Source organism: Holdemania sp. (genome assembly GCF_986127675.1).
The window spans coordinates 18,258-38,999 of sequence record NZ_CFQZWI010000013.1 but is presented as its reverse complement, the minus strand read 5'-3'; the positions used below and the strand labels follow the sequence as shown (position 1 = coordinate 38,999).

The following is a 20,742-nucleotide window of genomic DNA, read 5'->3' as shown; positions in this document are numbered from 1 at the left end:
CATGGTGAATGAAAAAAAACTGGAAGCGTTAAAACAATATTTACAACAGTGCGTGGAAGAGGGCATCTTCCCGGGCTGCAACTGCTCCGTGATCACGAAGGATGACAAGTGGACATGCAGCGTCGGTTATAAACAATTAGTCCCGGAAAAAGAAGCGAATGGTCTGGACACGATCTACGATCTGGCGTCGATATCCAAGGTGCTCGTCACGACGACCTGCATTCTCAAGCTGATTGAGGAAGGCACGATTACCTTGAAAACCAAGATTGCGGACATCCTGCCGCAGTTCGGCCAGAAAGAGCTGACGATCAAGGACTGCATTACCCACAGTTCAGGCTTGCCGGCGGATATCAACGGCTATAAGCAGATGAAGGACGATGCGGAAATGATCGAAGCGGTGTGGAAGATGGAACTGGAATACCCAACCGGAACGCAGGTGAAATATTCCGACGTCAACTTCATTCTGCTGGGCTTAGTCATCGCCAAGCTGAAGGGCAGTCTGGACGGCTATGCGAAGCAGGTCATGTTTGATCCGCTGGAAATGAGCGAAACGGGTTACCGGCCGGACGCTTCTCTGCGTTTGCGCTGCTGTGCGGAAGAAGTGATGGAAAGCCGCGGCGGCGTAGTGCGGGGCGTCGTGCATGACGGCAAGGCGTTCAAGCTGGGCGGCGTCAGCGGCCATGCGGGCGTGTTCTCGACGCTGGAAGATATTTCGCATTATATCACCATGCTGCTCAACGACGGCGTTTACAAGGGAAAGCAGTTTTTCAGCAAACGCACGATAGAATTGCTTCAGAAATGCCAGACCGTGGGATTGAACGAAAAACGCTCAATCGGCTGGGTGCTCTCCGATCCGAATTATGCGTTGGGCGATTACGCCAGCGATGCCTGTCTGTATCACACCGGATTCTCCGGGCCCTCGATCATCGTCGATTTCAAATTGGGCATCGGCGTCGTGACGCTGACCAACCGCGTTCATCCGTCCCGTTCCAACACTAAAATCCTGACTGCCCGGAACAATATTCATAATCTGGCGCTGCAGGCGACCGACGACATTTTGTGATGTGATGTGAAAATCGCGCAGAGTTAAAAATTCACGGTATAATAAGGATGTTGGAAAAAGAAAGGAAGCTCTTCTGTGAAATCAAAAGTGCTGAAAATTCGCAATCTGCCGCAAGAGATGCAGGTGCTCAACGAAGTCAAGGTCAAACCGATCGGATCCCTGTTGGCGTTGATGCTGGTTTCCGGAGTTTTCATCATTTCCGGATCTTCCATCGCGATTGTGGGTGTCGTCCTGCTTGCGATTTCTTCGTATGCCCTGATCGTGATGCCGGATCGGATTTTAATGCAGTTTACCGATGAGTTTCTGGTTCTTTACAATCGGAAAAATCGTGATGAATGTATGTTGATTTATTGGGAAGAAATTCTGCTTTGGCAATATCAGAAACATAACAACGAAGATCAGCTGTGGCTGCAGCTGACCGACGGCCAGACGGAAACGATCGAATGCTTTAACCGCAATAAGATCGTACCGTATTTTAAAATCTATGCGAAAGGAAAAGAACGGCAGCTGAAGCCGGCGCGGCGCCGGCGCTCTGCTGTCAGTTCCCGGCAGAAAATATGAAATTTACGTTTAATCATTTTAACTTCAACGTGCTGAACATGCAGCGCTCGCTGGAATTTTACGAAAAGGCGCTCGGCCTGCACATCGCGCGGCGGCATACGGCGGCGGACGGCAGCTTCCAGCTGATCTATCTGGAGGATGATCTGGGGCATTTTCAGTTGGAATTGACGGAATTGAAAGACAGAAAAGAAAAATATGATCTGGGAGAAGGGGAGTTCCACCTCGCCTTCACAACGGATCACTTTGAAGAAGCCCATCGTGAACATCAGGAAATGGGCGTGATCTGCTTTGAAAATCCAGGCATGGGAATTTATTTTATTGAAGATCCGGATGGCTACTGGATCGAAATTGTACCGGCTAAAAGATAAACGTCTCTTTTTTAGCAGCGTGGGGAAAACTCTGTTTCACGGGACGATTGAACCTCTGGAATAAAGATTGGACTTCGCCGTAAACCACAGAGAGAAAGACCGTTTTTTCGAAAGTCATCAGCGCCGTTAAGCGGATGATCGAAGAATGCGGTCTTTTTTTGTCCAGACAATGCAGAACGTTTAAAACAGCACGAAATGCTAAAAGATTTTTGAAATTGCAAAGGATTAAAGAGGGGGAAACAGAAGAGCGGGACGGCGCTGAACTTTTCTTTTCAGGCTGATCCGGAAGCGGAAACCGCCTGAGTTACCCGTAAGCAAGCGGAATGTGATATAATAATTCCAATGGTGGTGAAGCGCATGGAGAAGGAAGAACTGCAGGAAAAAATCGTCCATCCCGAAATTGTCGCGGAAGTGGAGAAAAAAATGCTCAGCGAAAGTGAATTTGAGGATCTGGCTTTATTGTTCAAAATGTTTGCCGATCCGACCCGTTTAAAAGTGCTGAAAGCCTTGTTTGAACGGGAAATGTGCGTGGGCGATCTGGCGGTGCTGCTTAAAATGACGCATTCCGCTGTATCGCATCAGCTGGCTTCGCTGAAGAAAACGCGGTTGGTCCGCAGCCGCAAGGATGGCAAAGTGGTGTACTACTCGCTGGATGACGATCACATAGAAGAAATATTCCAGAAAGCTCTGGATCACGTTCGCGAATAATGAAGTGGGCAGCGATTGACTTCGAAACCGCGAATCCCTCGTCGATGAGCGCCTGCGCTGTGGGACTGACGGTGTTCGATGAGGGGGAGATGGTGTTCAGCGGGAGCTGGCTGATCCGGCCGCATCCTTACTACGACGAGTTCTATCCTTCATTTATTGAGATTCATGGCATCACACCTGATCAGGTGGCGGACGCTCCCTTTTTTCCTAAGGTTTATGAGCAGCTGAAACCGTGGCTGGACGGCGGCGTGTTGTGCGCGCATAATGCCGGTTTTGATATGAAGGTGCTGGCCAGCTGCTGTTCGCTGTACCGGCTGGAGCTGCCGGATGCACCGTATTTCTGTACGGTGAAGTTAAGCCGTAAGGTTTATCCCTATCTGAAACATCACCGGCTCAACGACGTCTGCGATTATATGGGAATTCAGCTTGATCACCACGACGCCGGCAGCGACGCCCGCGGCTGTGCGCTGATCGTTGCGAATACGATGAATCTGATGCAGATCTATGAGCCGCTAAAGCTGGCCGAGGCATGTCAGATTCCAGTTGCTAAAATTCTCGATTAGTCTGTCTGAGCCTGGGGACAGACTTTTTTCTACTGAGCCGGCAGCGCGTCAGATCTTTACTGAGATTTCATTGATTGCCGGATCCCCGGGCGAATTCTGTCAAATATCGCTTGTCTTCATCCCGCCGGACTCTTATAATGAAGAACAGGGAAAGGGGTTGGCAGAAATGACCTTAGAAGAAATCATTCAGGAAGCAAAGAAAAAATCGCCGAAGTGCCGGGTTTGTCCGGTGTGCAACGGCCTGGCCTGCAAGGGGGAAATCCCGGGCCTGGGCGGGAAAGGCAGCGGAAGCACGTTTATCCGCAATGTGGAAAAGTTAAAATCCGTACGGATTCAGATGGACGTGTTAGTGGAAAACAAAGAAATTGACACGACGTCAACGTTGTTCGGTCATACCGTGGCGCTGCCGGTGTATTGCGCGCCGGTGGCCGGAATTAAGAATAACTATGGCGCTGAGATGACGGAGGAAGAATACAACAAAGCGACGATCGAAGGGTGTCTGGAAGCGGGAACGCTGGCCTTTACGGGCGATGGCATCGACATCGACAATCTGTTCGCCAAGCCGCTGCAGGCGGTGCTGGATCACGACGGCATGGGCATCCCGACAATCAAGCCGTGGTGCGAGGAAGGCGTGCAGGCGCGGATCGAGCGGTTCAAGGGACATCAGGTCTTCGCGTTAGCGACCGATGTCGACGCGGCCGGTTTGGTGCTGCTGCGCAAAGGAACGACGCCGGTTGTCAACAAGAGCGTGGCGGACTTGAAGAAAATGAAGGAAATGGCGGGCGGCATTCCGCTGATCGTCAAGGGCGTGCTGACTGTGGAAGGGGCGCGCAAGTGTGTCGAAGCCGGCGCGGATGCGATCGTTGTCAGCAATCATGGCGGACGGGTGCTGGACGACGCGTTAGCGACGATTGAAGTCCTGCCGGAAATTGCGGCTGCGGTTAAGGGTCAGATCACGATTCTGGTCGACGGTGGTTTCCGGACGGGATTGGATGTGTTTAAAGCGCTGGCCCTGGGGGCAGACGGCGTGCTGATCGGTCGGCCGCTGGCCTTGGCCGCCGTTGGCGGCGGTAAAGAAGGCGTACGCTTAACGTTGGAGAAGATCCGCAGCGAGCTGCGCGAAACGATGATCATGTCGGGATGCAGCACGATTGCCGAGATTACCCGCAGTCATGTCCATGTTGATTAAGAAAACCCATTAAATAATTTTCATAAAAGGCTGTAAAAAAGCCTCAAACTGACTTGTAAAGAATGATTAATGATTTACAAGTCTTTTCATTTTCGATATAATACTAAAGAGATAGGAGATTTATCAATGGACAATTATGAAAACAATGCGTTCTTTTGGCAGAAGATAGATACTCTCGTATTTTCCAGTAAATTCGTTTTAAGTCGGAAAAAAGGAGAACAGCATCCGGAATATAAGAATTTGATCTATCCGGTGGACTACGGTCATTACGTCGATCTGGCGGCCGAATCGAACGAAGGGGGAATTGCAGTGTACCGCGGCAGCGAAAAATCCTCCATGGTTAAAACCGCGGTCGTGGCTGCGGATATCCTGCAGAAGGAAATTGAGGTAAAGCTGTTGGTCGGCTGCACAAAAGCGGAAGAAGATCTGATCCTGCGGTTTCTGAATCAGACGGATTTCCAGAAAACGATTCTGATTCGCCGCGGCAACGAAATCCCGGAATGGGGCTTAACTGATTAATGAATGAAAAGAGGACAGCGGTCGCTGTTTTTCTTTTTGCCCGAAAAGGAAATCAAAAAACGCCCGGAAGCGAAGCGGACGCAAAAGAAACAAAGTGAAGCAAAATGCCGGCGGATTGGCTAAAGGAACTAACCGCCGACAGGAAACCGGGTTGCGGGTGAATAAGGATAATCTGCCGATGAACCGCGGATGTCAGCCAGCTTGTCCATGAAAACGCTGACGTCCTGACTGCTGGCATAATAAACAGATTCTTTGAAGTTTAACGTCTGATCTTTGATCGAGAATTTGTAGATGATCAAAAGCGGCTGATGCTTGTATGTTTTCCCGGCTTCACATAGTCGGTAGAGCTGTTGACCATTGAAGAGAATGACGCCTTCCGGATCCAGACTCGTTGGGACATAAAGGCCCGCGCTTTGATTGAAATCATCCGTCTGCACCGGTCGGAGCTGGCGCAGGAAAGCCAGAATCTCAGCGGTTTCCTCATCCGTGGGCTGCCAGACAAGATGTAAAAAATCGTCGGGATATTCCTGCTGCAGAGCGTTGTTTTTGATTCCTGCGGTATAGCCGGTGAAATCATGCCTGGCAACATTTTCGCGAGTATAAGGCACAAAGGTCCAGGATAACAGAAAGACCAGAAACAGGGAAAACGCAAGGAACGGCAGCGTTTTCCCGACAGCTTTTTGTATTCGTTTTTTCATCTTCATCCCACCCTGTATTCAGTTTATCATTTTTCAGCACGCTAAAATAGCCTGCGGCGTCAGATTTCATCGCTGTTGAAAAGGGAAGGCCAGGATGGGGATGCTTTTTGGTCTGATCGCAAGAGGGCTGGTGAAAAAAGGGAAGGGGAAGAAATGAAAAAGCAATGAAACGAAAGGGGTAAGGAAAAAGTCAAGAAATCGAAAGAAACAGGGGATAGTTTTTTAAACGGGCTTTTGATATAATTCTCATACGATCCGGGGTATACCTGCGATCAACAAGGGGCATGCTAATGCCACGGAGGGATTTGAAAATGAAAAAATTAATCATAGCTTGTGTAGCCGTCGGCTGTTTGATGCTGACGGGATGTTCGAAAAAGAATCCGCAGCCATCGCCAACGCCGAGCGCGACGCCGTCGGCTGAACCGACGATGACGCCAAGTGCTTCGCCGGAAACTGCGGAAGGCTTAAAAGGAATTTTGGAAGCGATTCGCCGCAACGACGAATATCAGCTGCCGATGTCGATGGATGTCGACGATACGGTCTTAGTGGATATGTATGGCTTGTCGAGCGATCTGGTCAAGGATTACGCGATCTTCATGCCGGCGATGAACGTCCACGCGACGGAAATCATTCTGGTCGAAGCCCAGGACGGTAAGCTGGATGAAGTCAAGAAAGCGCTGGACAAACGGATGGAAACTGTGGAACAAACCTGGTCGACCTATCTTCCGGAACAGTATGAGCTGGTTAAAAACCGCAAGACGCTGGAGGAAGGCAACGTGATCGCGATCGTCATCGCCGATCAGGCCGACGCGATTCTGCAGGAGATTTCCGACAGCCTGAACGCGGCCGCGCAGTAACATGGTTTTCAGCAGTCTGCCATTTCTATTTGGTTATCTTCCTGTCGTGCTGGCGGTGCTTAAATTGGCGCCGCTGCATGCCAGGAATTTTTGTCTTTTTCTCGTTTCATTGATTTTTTACGGTTGGTCGGAACCGGTCTATATCGTGATCATGCTGATCTCCACCTTTGTCGACTATTACAACGGCCGGATGGTGGATAAGTATCGTGACGACCGGAAAAAAGCGAAGCGGTTTGTCTGGTTCTCGGTCATCTTTAATTTAAGTCTGTTAGGCTTTTTCAAATATGCTGATTTTTTCATTCTCAATCTGCAGGCGTTGGGCTTGCCGCTCAGTCCGCTGCACTTATCCCTGCCGGTGGGCATTTCCTTCTATACCTTCCAGACGATGTCCTATCCGATCGACGTGTACCGCAGGCAGGCGCCGGTCCAAAAGAGCGTCGTTTCCTTCGGCGCTTACGTGACGCTGTTTCCGCAGTTAATCGCCGGGCCGATCGTGCGCTACAAGGATATCGCTGAACAGCTGGATCACCGTCAGGAAACGGCGGATCAATTTGCTTTGGGCGTACAGCGGTTTGTCGCTGGTCTGGCCAAAAAAGTGCTGCTCGCCAATTCCATCGGCGCGCTGTGGGATACGATCTCCGCACTGCCGGCCAGTGAGATGAGTGTGGCCGGGGCCTGGTTGGGCATCATCGCGTTCGCCTTTCAAATCTATTTTGATTTCAGCGGTTACAGCGACATGGCGATCGGCCTGGGCAAAATGCTGGGCTTTGAATTTCTGGAAAACTTCAACTATCCATATATCTCCCGTTCGATCACAGAATTCTGGCGGCGCTGGCATATATCGTTAAGCACGTGGTTCCGCGATTATGTTTATATCCCTTTAGGCGGCAGCCGGCACGGCCTGGGAAAGCAGATCCGCAACCTGATGATCGTCTGGCTGCTGACGGGTTTCTGGCATGGCGCAAGCTGGAATTTCATGCTTTGGGGAATCTACTTCGGCGTGATCCTGATTCTGGAGAAATTTCTTCTCAAGCCGGTTCTGGAACGGCTGCCGGGAGTGCTTCAGCATGGCTACGCGCTGGTGCTGATTCTGCTTGGCTGGGTGCTGTTTGCCTTTACCGATCTGGATGCCGGGTTAGCCTATCTGAAGATGATGTTCGGCTGGGGGGCGGTGAGTCTGATCAACGCCCGGACGTTGTTCTATCTGCGGGACTACGGCTTGCTTTTGGTCATCATGATTCTGGCCAGCACGCCGCTGGGTCATCAGCTTTACGAAACGAAGATCCGCGGGCGTTGCTGGGAAGGCGTGATGCCGTTATTGATCGGGGCGGGATTAATTCTCTGCACGGCGTATCTGGTCGACGCTTCGTACAATCCGTTCTTATATTTCCGGTTTTAGAAAGGAGAAAGCAGTAATGAAAAAAGGAACACGGACAGCGATGATCGTTATTTTCTGCGGTTTTCTGGGCTGTTTCACAATTTTAAATCTGTTTTCTCCCCAGCGGACCTTCTCGGACGCGGAAAACCGGGTGCTGGCGCAGTTTCCCGAGTTCAGCTGGAAACGGTTTTTCTTTGATGATTACACGACGGATCTGGAGGAGTGGTTTACAGATCAGTTTATCGCCCGGGATCTGTGGATCGGCGTGAAAGCGGCAGGGGAGCGCGCACTGGGCAAAATTGAAAATCAGAATGTTTATTTCGGACGCGAGGACTGGCTGATCGGTCAGGTGGATGTTGTGGACAGGACGCAAAGTGCGAAGAACATCGCCAAGATCAACGCCTTTGCCGCGCAGTCGGAGATTCCAATCAGCGTCATGCTGGTGCCGACCGCGGCCCTGATGGAAAAGGAGAATCTGCCGCCGGGAGCGTACAATACCGATCAGGACGTGTTGATCGACGTTCTGGAAAGTCAGCTGACGGGCGTTCAAATTGTCGACGTCCGCGCCGCGCTGCAAGCCAGGAAAACACAGCTGAATGCGGATGAAACCTTGTATTTTAAAACCGACCATCACTGGACGGCGCAGGGGGCCTGGGCGGGCTATGAAGCATTGATGACGGCCTGGAATGAAGAACCGCTGAAGCCCGGCGAAGACTTCATCTATCAGCGAGCGGCCGAGGGGTTCAAGGGGACGCAGTATTCCCGCTCCGGTGCATTCTGGCATCCAGGCGATCCAATCTGGACGTGGACCTATACTTTTCCCTTCGACGTGCAGGTCGTTTATGATCAAAGCGGCGAAGCGCAGACTTCGCTGTTCAGCGATCAACGGTTGGATGAAAAAGACAAGTACATGACCTATCTTGACGGCAACCACGCTTTAGTTGAAATCACAACCTCGAGCGCATCCGCAGAGAAATTGCTCGTGATCAAGGATTCCTACGCGCATGTGCTGACGCCATATCTGGCGCCGCATTTCAGTCAGATCACGATGGCCGATCTGCGTTACTACCGGATGCCGATGTCGCAGCTGGCCCAGCAGATGGGGGCTGACCGGATCCTGATTCTTTACAGTGTGGATAACTTCTGTACGGATACCAATTTAAGTCTGTTGAAATAGGCAAACTTGCCCTGTGAGACATGGGGAATCAAGAAGCATACGAAAGGGAGTCAGGCCCATTTGGAGTCTGGCTTTCTTTTCAGGGAAATGGCTGTTCGTTTGACGGCGGCGATGGTAAAATAGAGGGAAGATCGGATAAAGGAGAACGCGATGAAAAAGATCCTGCAGGTTTATGAAATGTTTACTTCGTATGACGGTACGACATTCGTTTACGCGCTGGCGTATTCGCTGTTATTGGCGCTTGCGCCGCTGACAGCGCTGCTGGTCGTGTTTTTCCGTCGTTCGCCCGAGGGTCTGGCAAGTATTCTTGATTTTGCGGAGCAGTATATCCCGCAGGATCTGCTGAGTCCGTTCATTGATTTTTTCTTAGGCAATTCGCCGGTGGAACTGATTCCGCTGATCTTCTTTATCGTCGTTTCTTTGTGGGTGGCGTCGCGGGCGATTTATTCCTTCCTGATGATTTCCGCTCATCTGGATGAAGTGGCGCTGCCGCAGTGGTTCATGCGCGGCGTATCGCTGATCGACTTCGTCGTGCTGCTGGCCAGTCTGGGGCTGATGGTCTTCGTTCTCCAGCAATTTCCATTTACCGGATTGCTGACGCAGATTGCCGTGTTGTTCGTGGGGTTCTGTATCTTTTACCGGCTGTTGTCGTTTCGTAATTACCAATGGCGCGCGGTGGCCCCGGGAGCTTTGTTTACGACGGTCTGCATGTCGCTGCTCGGTACGTTTTTCTTTTTTGTCATCAATCATTTCACCCATTACGAATCAATTTACGGCCCGTTGTCGTCGATGGTGATTTTGTTTCTGAGCGTCTATATCATCGCCTCGATCATCTATCTGGGGTTCTGCGTTAATCAGGTGTTTGTGGAAAAAGATATGGTTCAGCCGCTGAAGCATTATGTGACAGCGGTTAAAATTCTGGAAAAGATATTTCCGTTTTCATTATTAAAATAGAGGGAGGCTATCATTATGGAGAAGCATCGAGACCGCACCGTGACGGTGACGGCGAAAAAGATCGGGATCAACGGCGAGGGAATCGCTTATCTGGAAGGAAAGCCGGTGTTCGTCGATCAGCTGCTGCCGGGGGAGGCGGCCGAGATTGTTCTCCTCGACTCGCAGCCGCGGTATGCGAAAGGACAGGTTGTCAAAAGACTGAATGATAGTCCGCAGCGGGTAAAACCGCAGTGTCCGGTGCAGGGGCGCTGTTCGGGATGTCCATTCATGATTCTGAAACCGGAAGCCCAGCTGCAGGTAAAGCGGGAGCTGGTGCAGGAAGCGCTGATCAAGTATGCGGGCCTTCCCCGCGGTAAGGTGCAGCCGGTCATCGCCAGTCCGTCAGGATTGGGCTACCGCAATCAGTGCAAGCTGCCGATCCGGGAAGAACGGGGCAGACTGGTGAACGGTCTGTTTGAAGAAGGAAGCAACCGCGTGATGCCGATCGCTCATTGTCTCATTCATGACCCGGATCTGGAAGCGTTGCGCAAGCAGGTTCTGGCGCTGGCCAATCAGTTCCGGCTCAAGGCCTATGATCCAAAAAGGGGAACAGGATTGCGCACGTTGGTATTGCGGGGATTTGACGGGCAGTACCAGTGCGTGCTGGTGAGTGGGGAGGATTCCCTGCCTAAGGAGTTCATAGAAAAGCTCAAGGCGATTCCGGGGATGACCTGCATCATGCAGAATATCAATCCGGATAAACGGACACGCCAGTTATTTTCCAATCGGTGGTCGCTGCTGGCTGGGGAAGACCGGCTGCCGGTGCAGTTCGGCGATGTGCGGCTGTCGCTTTCCTGCGCTTCTTTCTTTCAGCTGAACCGGCCGCAGGCATTGCAGATGATGCGGATGGCCGCGTCGCTGATCGAACCGTGCGATACGTTAGTCGAAGCTTACAGCGGCGTCGGCGGCATTTCGCTGATGTTGAAAGAGAAGGCGAAAACGATCATCGGAATCGAGTTCGTTCCCGAAGCAGTGGAAAACGCGAAGGAAAACGCCCGGCTGAATCAGGCGGAGAACGTGCGGTTTGTATGCGGCGATGCGGCGAAGGAAATGAAGAAGCTGATCCGCCGGACGAAAATTGACGCAGTTGTCGTCGATCCGCCGCGGACGGGACTGGACGGCGCGATGATCGAAAGTTTGCGGCAGTGTCAGCCGAAGCAGATTGTGTATATTTCCTGCAACCCGGCGACGCTGGGGAAAAACTTGAAGGAATTGATGGATTTGTATGAAGTGAAAACCGTGATTCCGTTTGACATGTTTCCCAATACACCGCATGTGGAGACGGTGATTAAGATGACATATTGTGGCAGTAAGAAGAAATTGAGAGGTTAGGCCATAAGATGCTGTGGCAAGACTGGTTAGTGGAAAGTAATTGAGTAAGAATTTATAGCGAAGATTAAAATGAAATAAGCCTTTTGAAATCCCAATCACACTCTCAAGCCACGTTATGTGCGTTGTCTTATGTTAAAAATACAGAAGTGGAAATACGGAAAAAGGCTTAATAAGCACTTTTCAAGAGTGGAAGCATGAATTTTTTTTTGCTGAAGAGATGCGGTATAAGTCTGTTAGAAAACATATCAACGGTTAAAAACATACAATGATGAATCGATGTTCTAAGATAAAACGAAGGATCGTGTACTCACATCGAAAAAGCCAATAAAAGAAACAAGACACGGCAAAAGAATGGATATAGACATTTACGTAATAAATTTTAAAGACGAATTTATTTTTACGGACAAAAATTGCAGAAGATTGAGATTTTTGCAAGCTTGGGAAGATGGGCATAATCCGAATTCTAACGGAGTAATTCAAGATTGGAGAAATAAGCAGGATTAATCGTTTTGGGATGGTGTTAACAACGCAGGCTGCATCAATGAAGAGTGAATTTAAACTCCAAACTGGAATTGATCAGGATTATAATGTTTTACAAATACCGGAAGTTTGGAAGTGAGAAACAATAACGATCCCTAATCAGGATGATCGTTATTTCTTATTTTTATGCCATTCCTTTTGTTAGAAACCAGCCTGGAAATTTCTAAGAATCCCTTAAGAAAAGCCATTTTGCCTTGTAACTTAGTTTGAATTCGTGTACAATGGCAATGCTGTAAATAACGAAAAGAATTGGAGTGCTGAATGTGGTAAAAAAATATTTTCTTGTCTTTCTGATATCCATGGTACCCCTGATTGAGCTGCGCGGCGCCATCCCATATTCTCAGGCGTTTGGCATGCCGCTGTGGTCCTCTTATATTGTTGCGATTGTCGGCAATATGATTCCTGTACCGTTTATCTATCTATTTGCCCGGAAGGTTCTGATCTGGGGCGCGGATAAGCCGGTTATCGGCAAGTTCTTTACTTATTGTCTGGACAAAGGTGAAAAAGGCGGCAAAAAGCTTCAGGAAAAAGCCGGTCGCGGTCTGTTTGTTGCACTGCTGCTGTTCGTCGGCATCCCGCTGCCGGGCACCGGCGCCTGGACGGGAACGTTGGCGGCAAGCTTTCTGGACATGAATTTTAAGTCCAGCGTCTTAGCCGTGATGGGCGGCGTCTTACTGGCCGGCGTCATTATGGGCTTAGCCAGCGCAGGACTGTTTGGGGCACTGAACCACTTTATCCTGGGATAATAAAACAGCGTCGCTTTGGAGCGGGATAGGCATGTCCCCTCTCAGGTAGAGAAGGCAAATAACCAACTCTGCCGGTGAGGTCTCATACCATAATGCCCGCATTCCAAAGTTCCGCTGTTTTTATTTGCTTTTTTCGCCGGATCAAGAAAGCGCTGAGACCAAAGAACACCTGAAAAATTTCATAAAAGTAAGACAATGTTATTAGTAAAAATCCTGGAATTATAATATAATTAATGAGAGATTAAAAATTCTGGGAGGCAGACGAATGAATAGAATTAAAATTCAGATGCTTGGCGGTTTTATCTTAAAAACAAACGACCAGACGATCGATCTTGTTGCGTTGCTGGGCAAGCAGACAGCGGCGTTTCTCGCCTGCCTTTGCCTCAATCACGGAACTCTGGTAACCAAAGAACGACTGATCGAATTGTTTTGGGAAGACTCCAAAAATCCCCTCAATGCCATGAAATTTACAGTCCACAGGCTGCGGAAATGTCTGGAGGAGCTGCCGGTGGCGGGAGCGGCCGATTGGATTGTGACGCAGCGGGGCGGTTACAGCTTTGCCTGTTCCGAGCTGACGCTGGATATTGATGAGCTGAATAAACCGCTGGATCCTTTGACGATTGACTCCGATTACGCGCAAGCGCTGGCAGAATTATATCCGGGCGAGTTTCTGCCCGGCTTGGACCAGAGCTGGATCTATACCTATCGTGAGCAATACTGGCAGCTGTATCTGCAGCGGGTCCAGGCCGCAGCCCAGTCGCTGGCCGACCTTCACCATGAAGCTCAGGCGGAAACCCTGCTGCTGAAAGCCCTCCAGCAGGATTTATATCAGGATCAACTCAATTGAAAATTCTTCTTGATCAAAAGAAATATGCCCGCGCCATTCAACATTATGAAAAGATTTCCGATTCTTTCTACAAGGAATTCGGAATGGAGTTTCAGGGGAAGAGTCAGTCGCTGGTTTACTTCATTAAAGCGGATAACGAGGATAAGGAACTGACGCCGCTGGATTATCTGTCGGAACTGGAAGGAACCAGCGAGCCTGCGGCGTTCTATTGCGAGCGGCCGGTTTTTGCCAAGCTGGTCCAAAACAAACGTCTGGAAGCCCGGCGCAGCACGGCGCCGATCGTGCTGGTAATTACGCATCTGAAAGTCACGGACGCTGAGTTGTCCGCGCAGGACTGCGGCGATCTGCTCAACCGCATCATCCGCTCCGGGTTGCGGGCTAACGACGTTTATACCCGCTTCAGCAAGACGCAGTTCGGAATTCTGATGACTGTAAAAGAAAAGAGCGATATTGCATTGGTGATGGATCGGCTGACCCGGCGGTTTTATAAAAAAATCGCGTCTTCCCGCTGCCGTCTCCATTATGACTTTGAGCTATTGAACGAGAAAACACCCGCAAATTGACACAAAGTAAAATAATTCTCTGAAAACCGCGTTATCTAACGGATTTCTAACCCACTTCCCGCATAATAAAGAAAAAAGAAAGGGTGGCCTGCCGTGATGATGCACAGATTGTTGACTATGATGAGTTTTGCCGGATTCGAAAGCAGTTGCCTGGTGCTGCCATCAAACGGTTCAGGCATGCGCGGAATCCTTTTTACGTCTGTTTCTCATTCCAATCCGACATGGAACATCGGCTGGGGATGGCTGTTAGGCTGGGGCATTCTAGCGGTCGGACTGGCCGCCGTCCTGCGGGTGATGGTGAAGAAAGATAAGGTTGTGCTGAAATTGGGAAGCGTGGAAGAAAACCAGGACGGCACGATGACGGTTGTCTGCACCGGCTATCAAAACAAGAAGCCGCTGCCGCTGGACTTATCCCATGTCCGTATTCACAAAGGCTCCGCTTTGATATTCCGGCAGTCGCTGACCAGCGATCTTGACGATGTTCAGCTGACGATCGTCCTGGATCCTCTGGCGGAATTAACCGTCGAAGTGGGCGAAGCCCGGCTTACCGTCAGTCAGAACCGATTGCGTGCAAATCGTTAGAATATCCGAACTTTTCAACCGCATACGCCGTCGATATGCGGATTTTGTTTTTCTTCCATTCCACGCGCAAACTCCGCCGTTTGGGAAGGGGTTGGATTGTGCTATAATGAAACAGGAAAAAGGAGGAGTGCCGATTTTGAAAATACGCAGATGGCTCGTTTTGGCGTTACTGCTGTCGGCCTGCAGCTCCTCTGGCAAGCCTTCTTCAACGCAGGAATACCCGACGCCGATCGAGGAAACCCCCGCTCCCACCCTCGCGGGAATTCATCTTCCGGAAGCTTCCGGAAACGTGATTTTGGGCGACGATTTGATCCAGATTGACGCCAGTCACACCGATCAGGGCTACATTATGGTGAAAACCCTGCGTTTTGATCATCGCCGCTTAAAGTTAAAAATCATCAAAGACGGCGAGGAATATCCCTATGATATTGATCAGGACGGAAATTACATCACCTACCCTCTGACACTGGGCAGCGGACAATACGAAATCCGGGGGTATGAGAATATCGAAGGCTCAAGATATGCCGTCTTGTTCAAGCAGACGTTCGACGTCAGACTGAGTGAGGAGACCCTGCCGTTTCTTTATCCCAACCAGATTGTAAACTACTCGCCGCAGTCGGCGAGCGTTCTGAAATCGTTCGATTTGACGCAGGATTGCCGGACTGAGCTGGAACGGGTGCTGACAATTTACAACTTTGTGGTCAAGCATGTCAGCTATGATTGGGACAAGGCCGAGGAAGTCAAAGATCAGTATGTCCTGCCGGTTGTCGACGACACGCTGTCCCAGGGCAAAGGCATCTGTTTCGACTACGCCGCCCTGATGAGCACGATGCTGCGTGTCCAGCAGATTCCGACCCGCCTGATCACCGGCTATGTCGACGAGGGTTACCATGCCTGGGTCGAGGTGTATGTCCGCGGGGCCGGCTGGATCAATCCGGAAATCTATTTTGAAAAAGAAACCTGGACGCGAATGGATCCGACCTACGCGTCGACGCAGATGAAATACACTGGACAGTATCAGGATAAATATCGCTATTAAAGGGGGAAAAAACATGAAAAAAATCTCCGGGAATGAATGCGCGCTGTTGTGCCAGCAACTGGCGATGATGATCAGCTCGGGCTTATCGGCAGAAGACGGATTAGGTGTGGTGGCGAACGATCAGCCAGACGTCGGTCTGCATGACGCGCTGTTAAAAATCAAAAATGAAATAGAGCTGGGCGAAACGTTGGCGGACAGTCTAAAACGGACGGAAGCGTTTGACTCCTACATGGTCCGGATGGTGCGGATCGGGGAACAGACCGGCTATCTGGATCAGGTGCTGGAAGCGCTGGCGCAGTATTATCAGCGCATGGAAAAGATCCGGATTAATTTGAAGAACGCGCTGACTTACCCGCTGATCCTTCTGATCATGGTGATGGTCGTCGTCGGCGTGATCTTATTTAAGGTGCTGCCGGTCTTTGATGAAGTGCTGCACAATCTCGGTATTTCGCTGCCGGTATCGGCACAGGTGCTGATGCGGGCAGGGTCAGGCTTAATCATCGCGGCAGCGGTGATTTCCGGGCTGGCCTTGATCGGTGCGGCGGTGATTGCCATACGCCATTTCCGCAATCCGCAGCTGTCGTTGACGGCGCTGTTTGCCCGTGTCCCGCTGATCAGCGGCGTGTGCCGTGAGCTGTCGCTGGCGCAGGCGGCGTTCGCGTTGTCCTTGTTTACCCGCAGCGGTGTAGAGATCAGCGAAGCGCTGCAGGGATTGGAAACGCTGATCGAGCATCCGGGAGTGCAAAAACAGATTCGCGCCTGCATGCAGAAAATGGACGAGGGCGAAAACTTCGACCGGGCCTTGCTGGATTGTGGATTGTTTAAAGAAGCTTATGCCCGGATGATCGGCATCGGCCTGCGGGCTGGGCGGGGCGATGAGATGATCGCGCAGGTAGCCGAGCGCTATGACGACGATACTGAAACCGCCGTGAACCAGTTCTTAAATACGATCGAACCGCTGATGATCGTGCTGCTTTCGGTGATCGTCGGGGCGATTCTGCTTTCCGTGATGCTGCCGCTGATGAACATCATGTCCAGCATTGGGTAACCCGATGAAGAAGCTGGGAAAAATCACAGCCATTATTCTGATCTTCGCGGCGCTTTTCTGGGGGATCGTTCGTTCTCTGAACCAGACCTCGGGACAGATCCGGAATGAAGAAGCGCAGCTGATCGAGCAGCGGATCGAACAGGCGGCGGTGCTGTGCTATGCGTTGGAGGGAAGTTATCCTGAGGACGTGAGTTATCTGGAACAAAACTATGGAGTCGTCATCGACCATGGGAAATACAATGTGTTTTATCAATCGCTCGGCTCCAATATGAAGCCGGACGTCGCGGTTTACCGGAAGGGGGCGGCGCGATGAAGCGGTCTGTGACGGAAATGGTCTTTATGCTTCTGTTATTGACGTTGTTTGTCGGCTGTTCGTTTGTGACGATCGAGCGGTGCGCTTCCTTTTATCAGCGGATGCTGCGGGAACAGCGGCAGGATGACCAGGTGCAGCTGCCCTATCTGGTGTTGTTCAATCGGCTGCAGGGCGTCCGCGGCGATCAGGTGCGCGTGCAGCGGATCGGAGATCAGGAGTGTCTCATGATCCGGGAAGAAATTGACGGACGGACGTATGAAACGGTGTTCTATGTTCAGGAGGGTCAGCTGATGGAACTGCTGATGGGCGCCAACAGGCCGCTGGATTTGAGCGCCGGGGAGAAATTGGCGGCTTCGGCGCCGATTCGCTTTGAGCTGCAGGGATCGTCGCTGCAGGTGCAATGGCAGGGCGAATCGGGAATCGCCACGCTGAGCCTTGAGCTGAAGGAGGATGCGGAATGAAAATACGGCAGCGTTCCAGCTCGTTTTATTTCCTCAGCGAGCTGTTGTTTGTGATTCTCTGCTTTGCCCTGGGTTCCGTGCTGTGCGTACGCTTGTTCGCGCTGGCCAGCGCCAGGCATCATTTAGCGCTGGATCAGAATCAGGCGCTGCGGTTGGCCCAGCCGCTGGCCGAACAGCTGCGGACTCATTCCGATGTATCGCTGACCACGCTGTGGCCGCAGCAATGTGAACCCGAGGCCTGTCTGTGGCAGAGTGACGAGAGTGGAAAACTGCAGGAAAACGGCGTTTATCAGATTGAAATTGAACGATCGGTCCACAATGAAGAAAAAGCCGCCGTCCTGCGTGTCGTGCGGGTGAAGGATGGCCGGATTCTGGTGGAAATCGGTCCGATCACAGGAGGCGGGAAGTCATGAGTCATCGTCAGGAAACCCAAACCGCGGTGCATATCGGCACGGGGATCGCACCGTTATTGATGTTATTTTGTCTGTTGTGCATGACAACCTTCGCGGTATTGTCCTATGTTCAGGCTAACGCGCAGCTGCAGCTGAGCGATAAAGCGATCAGCCGGGTGCAGGCGCATTACAGTGAAACGGAAATGGAAAAGGAGGAACGCTGATGGACTGTCCAACGATATTGCGGCAGGCGGTCGACCGCCGGGCTTCGGATATTTTTATTGTCGCCGGGACACCGCTGACGATAAAAATTAACGGTGAAATGATTCAGCTGGATGATCAGCGGCTGACGCCGGCGATGACCGAAGCGTTGATTCAGGAAATTTTTAAATTGAGCCAGAATCGGACGATGGACCGGCTACATCAGACGGGCGAGGATGATTTTTCCTTTTCGCTTTCTCAGATGGGGCGCTTCCGCGTCAATGTTTATCGTCAGCGCGGATCGTTAGCGGCGGTGCTACGGGTCGTGCGGTTCGTTTTGCCGGATGCGAATGAGCTGCATATCGGACCGGAAATCCTGGCGTTTTCCGAATTGAAAAAGGGGCTGGTGCTGATCACCGGGGCGGCCGGCAGCGGCAAGTCCACGACGCTGGCCTGTCTGATCGACGCGATCAACCATAGCCGCAGCGGGCATATCATCACGATTGAGGATCCGATTGAAGTGCTCCACCGGCATCAGAAAAGCATTGTCAGCCAGCGTGAAATTGGTCAGGATACGCCCGATTATATCCACGCTCTGACCGCGGCGCTGCGGGAAGCGCCGGATGTGATTCTGGTCGGGGAAATGCGCGAACTGGAAACGATGCAGACAGTGTTGTCAGCGGCGGAAACAGGGCATCTGGTCTTTTCCTCGCTGCACACAACCGGCGCGGCGAATACGATCAACCGGATTATTGACGTGTTCCCGGCCGAGAAGCAGCAACAGATCCGCGTGCAGCTGTCGATGGTGCTGCAGGCGATCGTCTCCCAGCAGCTGATTCCGGCGGTTGGGGGCGGCTTGATACCGGCCTTTGAGATCATGAAGGTCAACAATGCCGTCCAGACGCAGATTCGCGAGAATAAGATCCATCAGATCGACAACACGATTCAGGCTAACGCCCGGGAGGGCATGATCACGATGGACGCCAGTCTGTTGAATTTGCTGAAGGCCGGCCGGATCACAAAGGAGACCGCGCTATTGGCCTGTACGGATCCGGATTTAATGCGCAAACGCCTGACGGCGGCCAATCTGGGGTAAGCTGGTTGAAGGGAAAATAAAAGGAAGAAACTTGCTGAAATCAACAAAAATCAGAGACATGAGAATCAGACGATTCCCTGGAGAACGGGCGATCCGCTAAAAAAACGCGGATCGTTTCTTGTTTTATCCTGTGACGATGGCTTCATTTCCCGCTTTGAACAGTACGATGGGTTTTCAGTATCCTTGATGATTTCATCTTCTTTCATTTCTTTCAGCAAGTTATTTCAGAATTCTGGTATTTTTGCCGCTTAATCAATTTAAAAAAACGTTCGATTCTGCTACAATGAAACTTGAACAAAGGTGGGGAATATCCATGAATTTTATTTTTATATCGCCGAACTTTCCCAAGACGTATTGGAACTTTTGCCGTTGTCTGAAACAGAACGGCGTCCGTGTGCTGGGAATCGGGGATGCTCCATACGAGCAGCTTGAAGACAACCTCAAGCAGAACTTACAGGAATACTACAAAGTTTCAAGTCTGGAAAACTATGAAGAGGTGTATAAAGCCTGCGCTTTTTTTGCGTTCCGCTATGGCAAGATCGACTGGATCGAATCCAACAACGAATACTGGCTGATGCAGGACGCCCGGCTGCGCACGGATTTCAACGTGACCAGCGGCGTGCGCAACGAGGCGATTTCCTTCATTAAATACAAGAGCCAGATGAAGGCGCTGTATGAAAAAGCCGGAGTCCGCACGGCACGCTGGCATCTGGTGTCCGAGCGGGAAGCCGGACTGGCATTTGTCGCGCAGACGGGCTATCCGGTTGTCGTCAAACCGGACAACGGCGTGGGCGCCAACGCGACCTACAAGCTGGAAAACCAAGCGCAGCTGCATGAATTCTACGATCATCTGCCGGAAACGCAGTACATCATGGAAGAATACGTGCCGGGCTCGATTGAATCCTACGACGGCATCGCCAACCGCGAGCGCGAGCCGATCTTTGAGACGTCGCATGTGTTCCCGCGGCCGATCATGGAAATCGTCAATCATGAGGAGGACATCTATTATTATTCCGTGCGTCAAATCCCGGAAGATCTCAAGGATGCCGGACGGCGCGTGATCGCCGCCTTCCCGACCCAGAGCCGTTTTTTCCACTGCGAGTTTTTCCGCCTGACTGAAGATAAGGAAGGACTGGGCAAGCGGGGCGATCTGATCGGCCTGGAAGTCAACATGCGTCCGCCGGGAGGCTATACCCCGGACATGATGAACTATGCCAACGATATCGACGTCTATAAAATCTGGGCGAACATGGTTGCGTATGATCATGGGTATTTCGATCCTTCGCACCGGCCGTATTATTGCGTTTATACAGGCCGCCGTCACCGTCTGGCTTACCGGCATACTCTCGCCGAGGTGCATGAACGTTACCACGACGCGATCGTGATGGCGGAAACGATGCCGGAGGTCTTAGCCCCGGCGATGGGCAACGACATGATCACCGCCCGTTTCGCGGATGTTGACGACATGATGGAATTCGTCAGCTTTACCATGACCAAGGAGTAGAAAA

25 protein-coding genes are annotated in these 20,742 nt (G+C 51.2%); 24 read left to right on the top strand and 1 reads right to left on the bottom strand.

Going from position 1 to position 20,742, the window contains the following annotated elements; genetic code table 11:
* The first annotated feature begins 1 nt into the window (after position 1).
* The 7 genes from AC5OW4_RS04035 (at position 2) to AC5OW4_RS04005 (ending at position 4,971) form a co-directional block, all read left to right on the top strand.
* Positions 2-1,063, top strand: coding sequence for a serine hydrolase domain-containing protein (locus AC5OW4_RS04035; protein ID WP_295770408.1), 1,062 nt, complete (start codon positions 2-4; stop codon positions 1,061-1,063).
* A 75-nt stretch (positions 1,064-1,138) separates the two neighbouring features.
* Positions 1,139-1,624, top strand: coding sequence for a hypothetical protein (locus AC5OW4_RS04030; RefSeq protein WP_072684579.1), 486 nt, complete (start codon positions 1,139-1,141; stop codon positions 1,622-1,624).
* Positions 1,621-1,992 carry a VOC family protein gene (locus AC5OW4_RS04025; RefSeq protein ID WP_072684580.1) on the top strand — a complete coding sequence of 124 codons (372 nt, stop codon included), beginning with the start codon at positions 1,621-1,623 and terminating at the stop codon, positions 1,990-1,992. The genes AC5OW4_RS04030 and AC5OW4_RS04025 overlap by 4 nt, the downstream gene beginning before the upstream one ends.
* Positions 1,993-2,349: 357 nt before the next feature.
* Positions 2,350-2,700, top strand: coding sequence for an ArsR/SmtB family transcription factor (locus AC5OW4_RS04020; RefSeq protein ID WP_039865401.1), 351 nt, complete (start codon positions 2,350-2,352; stop codon positions 2,698-2,700).
* Complete coding sequence (locus tag AC5OW4_RS04015; RefSeq protein ID WP_072684582.1) at positions 2,700-3,263, top strand: 3'-5' exonuclease; 564 nt, start codon at positions 2,700-2,702, stop codon at positions 3,261-3,263. The genes AC5OW4_RS04020 and AC5OW4_RS04015 overlap by 1 nt, the downstream gene beginning before the upstream one ends.
* Positions 3,264-3,429: 166 nt before the next feature.
* Positions 3,430-4,452 (top strand): alpha-hydroxy-acid oxidizing protein, encoded by a 1,023-nt coding sequence (locus AC5OW4_RS04010; protein ID WP_493676699.1) that lies wholly within the window; start codon positions 3,430-3,432, stop codon positions 4,450-4,452.
* A 126-nt stretch (positions 4,453-4,578) separates the two neighbouring features.
* Positions 4,579-4,971 carry an Inorganic pyrophosphatase gene (locus AC5OW4_RS04005; RefSeq protein WP_072684586.1) on the top strand — a complete coding sequence of 131 codons (393 nt, stop codon included), beginning with the start codon at positions 4,579-4,581 and terminating at the stop codon, positions 4,969-4,971.
* A gap of 128 nt (positions 4,972-5,099) precedes the next feature.
* Here the strand turns inward: AC5OW4_RS04005 and AC5OW4_RS04000 are convergent, their stop codons facing one another.
* Positions 5,100-5,669, bottom strand: coding sequence for a hypothetical protein (locus AC5OW4_RS04000; protein ID WP_493676698.1), 570 nt, complete (start codon positions 5,667-5,669; stop codon positions 5,100-5,102).
* A 311-nt stretch (positions 5,670-5,980) separates the two neighbouring features.
* Between AC5OW4_RS04000 and AC5OW4_RS03995 the strand changes: the two genes are divergently transcribed.
* The 17 genes from AC5OW4_RS03995 to AC5OW4_RS03915 all read left to right on the top strand — a co-directional run bounded on the left by AC5OW4_RS03995 (position 5,981) and on the right by AC5OW4_RS03915 (position 20,738).
* Complete coding sequence (locus AC5OW4_RS03995; RefSeq protein ID WP_050767017.1) at positions 5,981-6,526, top strand: DUF4358 domain-containing protein; 546 nt, start codon at positions 5,981-5,983, stop codon at positions 6,524-6,526.
* Between the two features lies 1 nt (position 6,527).
* Positions 6,528-7,925, top strand: a complete 1,398-nt coding sequence (locus AC5OW4_RS03990; protein WP_493676697.1) for an MBOAT family O-acyltransferase — start codon at positions 6,528-6,530, stop codon at positions 7,923-7,925.
* Positions 7,926-7,941: 16 nt separating this feature from the next.
* Positions 7,942-9,081, top strand: a complete 1,140-nt coding sequence (locus AC5OW4_RS03985; protein WP_195548273.1) for a DHHW family protein — start codon at positions 7,942-7,944, stop codon at positions 9,079-9,081.
* A 150-nt stretch (positions 9,082-9,231) separates the two neighbouring features.
* On the top strand, positions 9,232-10,035 hold the full coding sequence (locus tag AC5OW4_RS03980) for a YihY/virulence factor BrkB family protein (protein ID WP_195548274.1): 804 nt from the start codon (positions 9,232-9,234) through the stop codon (positions 10,033-10,035).
* Between the two features lie 15 nt (positions 10,036-10,050).
* Entirely contained in the window at positions 10,051-11,406 is a 1,356-nt protein-coding gene (gene rlmD, locus AC5OW4_RS03975) for a 23S rRNA (uracil(1939)-C(5))-methyltransferase RlmD (protein ID WP_195548275.1), read from the top strand.
* An 803-nt stretch (positions 11,407-12,209) separates the two neighbouring features.
* Positions 12,210-12,692: a COG2426 family protein gene (locus tag AC5OW4_RS03970; RefSeq protein ID WP_493676696.1), complete on the top strand. Its 483-nt coding sequence runs from the start codon at positions 12,210-12,212 to the stop codon at positions 12,690-12,692.
* A gap of 265 nt (positions 12,693-12,957) precedes the next feature.
* On the top strand, positions 12,958-13,539 hold the full coding sequence (locus AC5OW4_RS03965; RefSeq protein WP_493676695.1) for an AfsR/SARP family transcriptional regulator: 582 nt from the start codon (positions 12,958-12,960) through the stop codon (positions 13,537-13,539).
* Complete coding sequence (locus AC5OW4_RS03960) at positions 13,536-14,102, top strand: hypothetical protein (protein WP_493676694.1); 567 nt, start codon at positions 13,536-13,538, stop codon at positions 14,100-14,102. Before AC5OW4_RS03965 ends, AC5OW4_RS03960 begins: the two co-directional genes overlap by 4 nt.
* 177 nt (positions 14,103-14,279) lie before the next feature.
* Positions 14,280-14,684 carry a hypothetical protein gene (locus AC5OW4_RS03955; protein WP_139248610.1) on the top strand — a complete coding sequence of 135 codons (405 nt, stop codon included), beginning with the start codon at positions 14,280-14,282 and terminating at the stop codon, positions 14,682-14,684.
* A gap of 136 nt (positions 14,685-14,820) precedes the next feature.
* The gene (locus AC5OW4_RS03950) at positions 14,821-15,723 is read left to right on the top strand and encodes a transglutaminase-like domain-containing protein (RefSeq protein WP_159432792.1); all 903 of its coding nucleotides are present in this window, start codon (positions 14,821-14,823) and stop codon (positions 15,721-15,723) included.
* Positions 15,724-15,736: 13 nt separating this feature from the next.
* Positions 15,737-16,771 (top strand): type II secretion system F family protein, encoded by a 1,035-nt coding sequence (locus AC5OW4_RS03945; protein ID WP_493676693.1) that lies wholly within the window; start codon positions 15,737-15,739, stop codon positions 16,769-16,771.
* A gap of 4 nt (positions 16,772-16,775) precedes the next feature.
* On the top strand, positions 16,776-17,084 hold the full coding sequence (locus tag AC5OW4_RS03940) for a hypothetical protein (protein WP_072684596.1): 309 nt from the start codon (positions 16,776-16,778) through the stop codon (positions 17,082-17,084).
* Positions 17,081-17,545 carry a DUF4860 domain-containing protein gene (locus AC5OW4_RS03935; protein WP_072684597.1) on the top strand — a complete coding sequence of 155 codons (465 nt, stop codon included), beginning with the start codon at positions 17,081-17,083 and terminating at the stop codon, positions 17,543-17,545. Before AC5OW4_RS03940 ends, AC5OW4_RS03935 begins: the two co-directional genes overlap by 4 nt.
* The gene (locus tag AC5OW4_RS03930) at positions 17,542-17,958 is read left to right on the top strand and encodes a hypothetical protein (RefSeq protein ID WP_072684598.1); all 417 of its coding nucleotides are present in this window, start codon (positions 17,542-17,544) and stop codon (positions 17,956-17,958) included. The genes AC5OW4_RS03935 and AC5OW4_RS03930 overlap by 4 nt, the downstream gene beginning before the upstream one ends.
* Entirely contained in the window at positions 17,955-18,161 is a 207-nt protein-coding gene (locus AC5OW4_RS03925) for a hypothetical protein (RefSeq protein ID WP_195397372.1), read from the top strand. Before AC5OW4_RS03930 ends, AC5OW4_RS03925 begins: the two co-directional genes overlap by 4 nt.
* Positions 18,161-19,234, top strand: a complete 1,074-nt coding sequence (locus AC5OW4_RS03920; protein WP_308560163.1) for a type IV pilus twitching motility protein PilT — start codon at positions 18,161-18,163, stop codon at positions 19,232-19,234. The genes AC5OW4_RS03925 and AC5OW4_RS03920 overlap by 1 nt, the downstream gene beginning before the upstream one ends.
* A 313-nt stretch (positions 19,235-19,547) precedes the next feature.
* Complete coding sequence (locus tag AC5OW4_RS03915) at positions 19,548-20,738, top strand: ATP-grasp domain-containing protein (RefSeq protein ID WP_195397375.1); 1,191 nt, start codon at positions 19,548-19,550, stop codon at positions 20,736-20,738.
* Positions 20,739-20,742 lie beyond the last annotated feature (4 nt).

Bases quoted from the DNA above. Each gene is read 5' to 3' on its own strand.
- AC5OW4_RS04035 (WP_295770408.1), top strand. From the start codon at position 2: ATGGTGAATGAAAAAAAACTGGAAGCGTTAAAACAATATTTACAACAG.
- AC5OW4_RS04025 (WP_072684580.1), top strand. From the start codon at position 1,621: ATGAAATTTACGTTTAATCATTTTAACTTCAACGTGCTGAACATGCAG.
- AC5OW4_RS04020 (WP_039865401.1), top strand. From the start codon at position 2,350: ATGGAGAAGGAAGAACTGCAGGAAAAAATCGTCCATCCCGAAATTGTC.
- AC5OW4_RS04015 (WP_072684582.1), top strand. From the start codon at position 2,700: ATGAAGTGGGCAGCGATTGACTTCGAAACCGCGAATCCCTCGTCGATG.
- AC5OW4_RS04010 (WP_493676699.1), top strand. From the start codon at position 3,430: ATGACCTTAGAAGAAATCATTCAGGAAGCAAAGAAAAAATCGCCGAAG.
- AC5OW4_RS04005 (WP_072684586.1), top strand. From the start codon at position 4,579: ATGGACAATTATGAAAACAATGCGTTCTTTTGGCAGAAGATAGATACT.
- AC5OW4_RS04000 (WP_493676698.1), bottom strand. From the start codon at position 5,669: ATGAAAAAACGAATACAAAAAGCTGTCGGGAAAACGCTGCCGTTCCTT.
- AC5OW4_RS03995 (WP_050767017.1), top strand. From the start codon at position 5,981: ATGAAAAAATTAATCATAGCTTGTGTAGCCGTCGGCTGTTTGATGCTG.
- AC5OW4_RS03990 (WP_493676697.1), top strand. From the start codon at position 6,528: ATGGTTTTCAGCAGTCTGCCATTTCTATTTGGTTATCTTCCTGTCGTG.
- AC5OW4_RS03985 (WP_195548273.1), top strand. From the start codon at position 7,942: ATGAAAAAAGGAACACGGACAGCGATGATCGTTATTTTCTGCGGTTTT.
- AC5OW4_RS03980 (WP_195548274.1), top strand. From the start codon at position 9,232: ATGAAAAAGATCCTGCAGGTTTATGAAATGTTTACTTCGTATGACGGT.
- rlmD (WP_195548275.1), top strand. From the start codon at position 10,051: ATGGAGAAGCATCGAGACCGCACCGTGACGGTGACGGCGAAAAAGATC.
- AC5OW4_RS03965 (WP_493676695.1), top strand. From the start codon at position 12,958: ATGAATAGAATTAAAATTCAGATGCTTGGCGGTTTTATCTTAAAAACA.
- AC5OW4_RS03955 (WP_139248610.1), top strand. From the start codon at position 14,280: ATGCGCGGAATCCTTTTTACGTCTGTTTCTCATTCCAATCCGACATGG.
- AC5OW4_RS03945 (WP_493676693.1), top strand. From the start codon at position 15,737: ATGAAAAAAATCTCCGGGAATGAATGCGCGCTGTTGTGCCAGCAACTG.
- AC5OW4_RS03940 (WP_072684596.1), top strand. From the start codon at position 16,776: ATGAAGAAGCTGGGAAAAATCACAGCCATTATTCTGATCTTCGCGGCG.
- AC5OW4_RS03935 (WP_072684597.1), top strand. From the start codon at position 17,081: ATGAAGCGGTCTGTGACGGAAATGGTCTTTATGCTTCTGTTATTGACG.
- AC5OW4_RS03930 (WP_072684598.1), top strand. From the start codon at position 17,542: ATGAAAATACGGCAGCGTTCCAGCTCGTTTTATTTCCTCAGCGAGCTG.
- AC5OW4_RS03925 (WP_195397372.1), top strand. From the start codon at position 17,955: ATGAGTCATCGTCAGGAAACCCAAACCGCGGTGCATATCGGCACGGGG.
- AC5OW4_RS03920 (WP_308560163.1), top strand. From the start codon at position 18,161: ATGGACTGTCCAACGATATTGCGGCAGGCGGTCGACCGCCGGGCTTCG.
- AC5OW4_RS03915 (WP_195397375.1), top strand. From the start codon at position 19,548: ATGAATTTTATTTTTATATCGCCGAACTTTCCCAAGACGTATTGGAAC.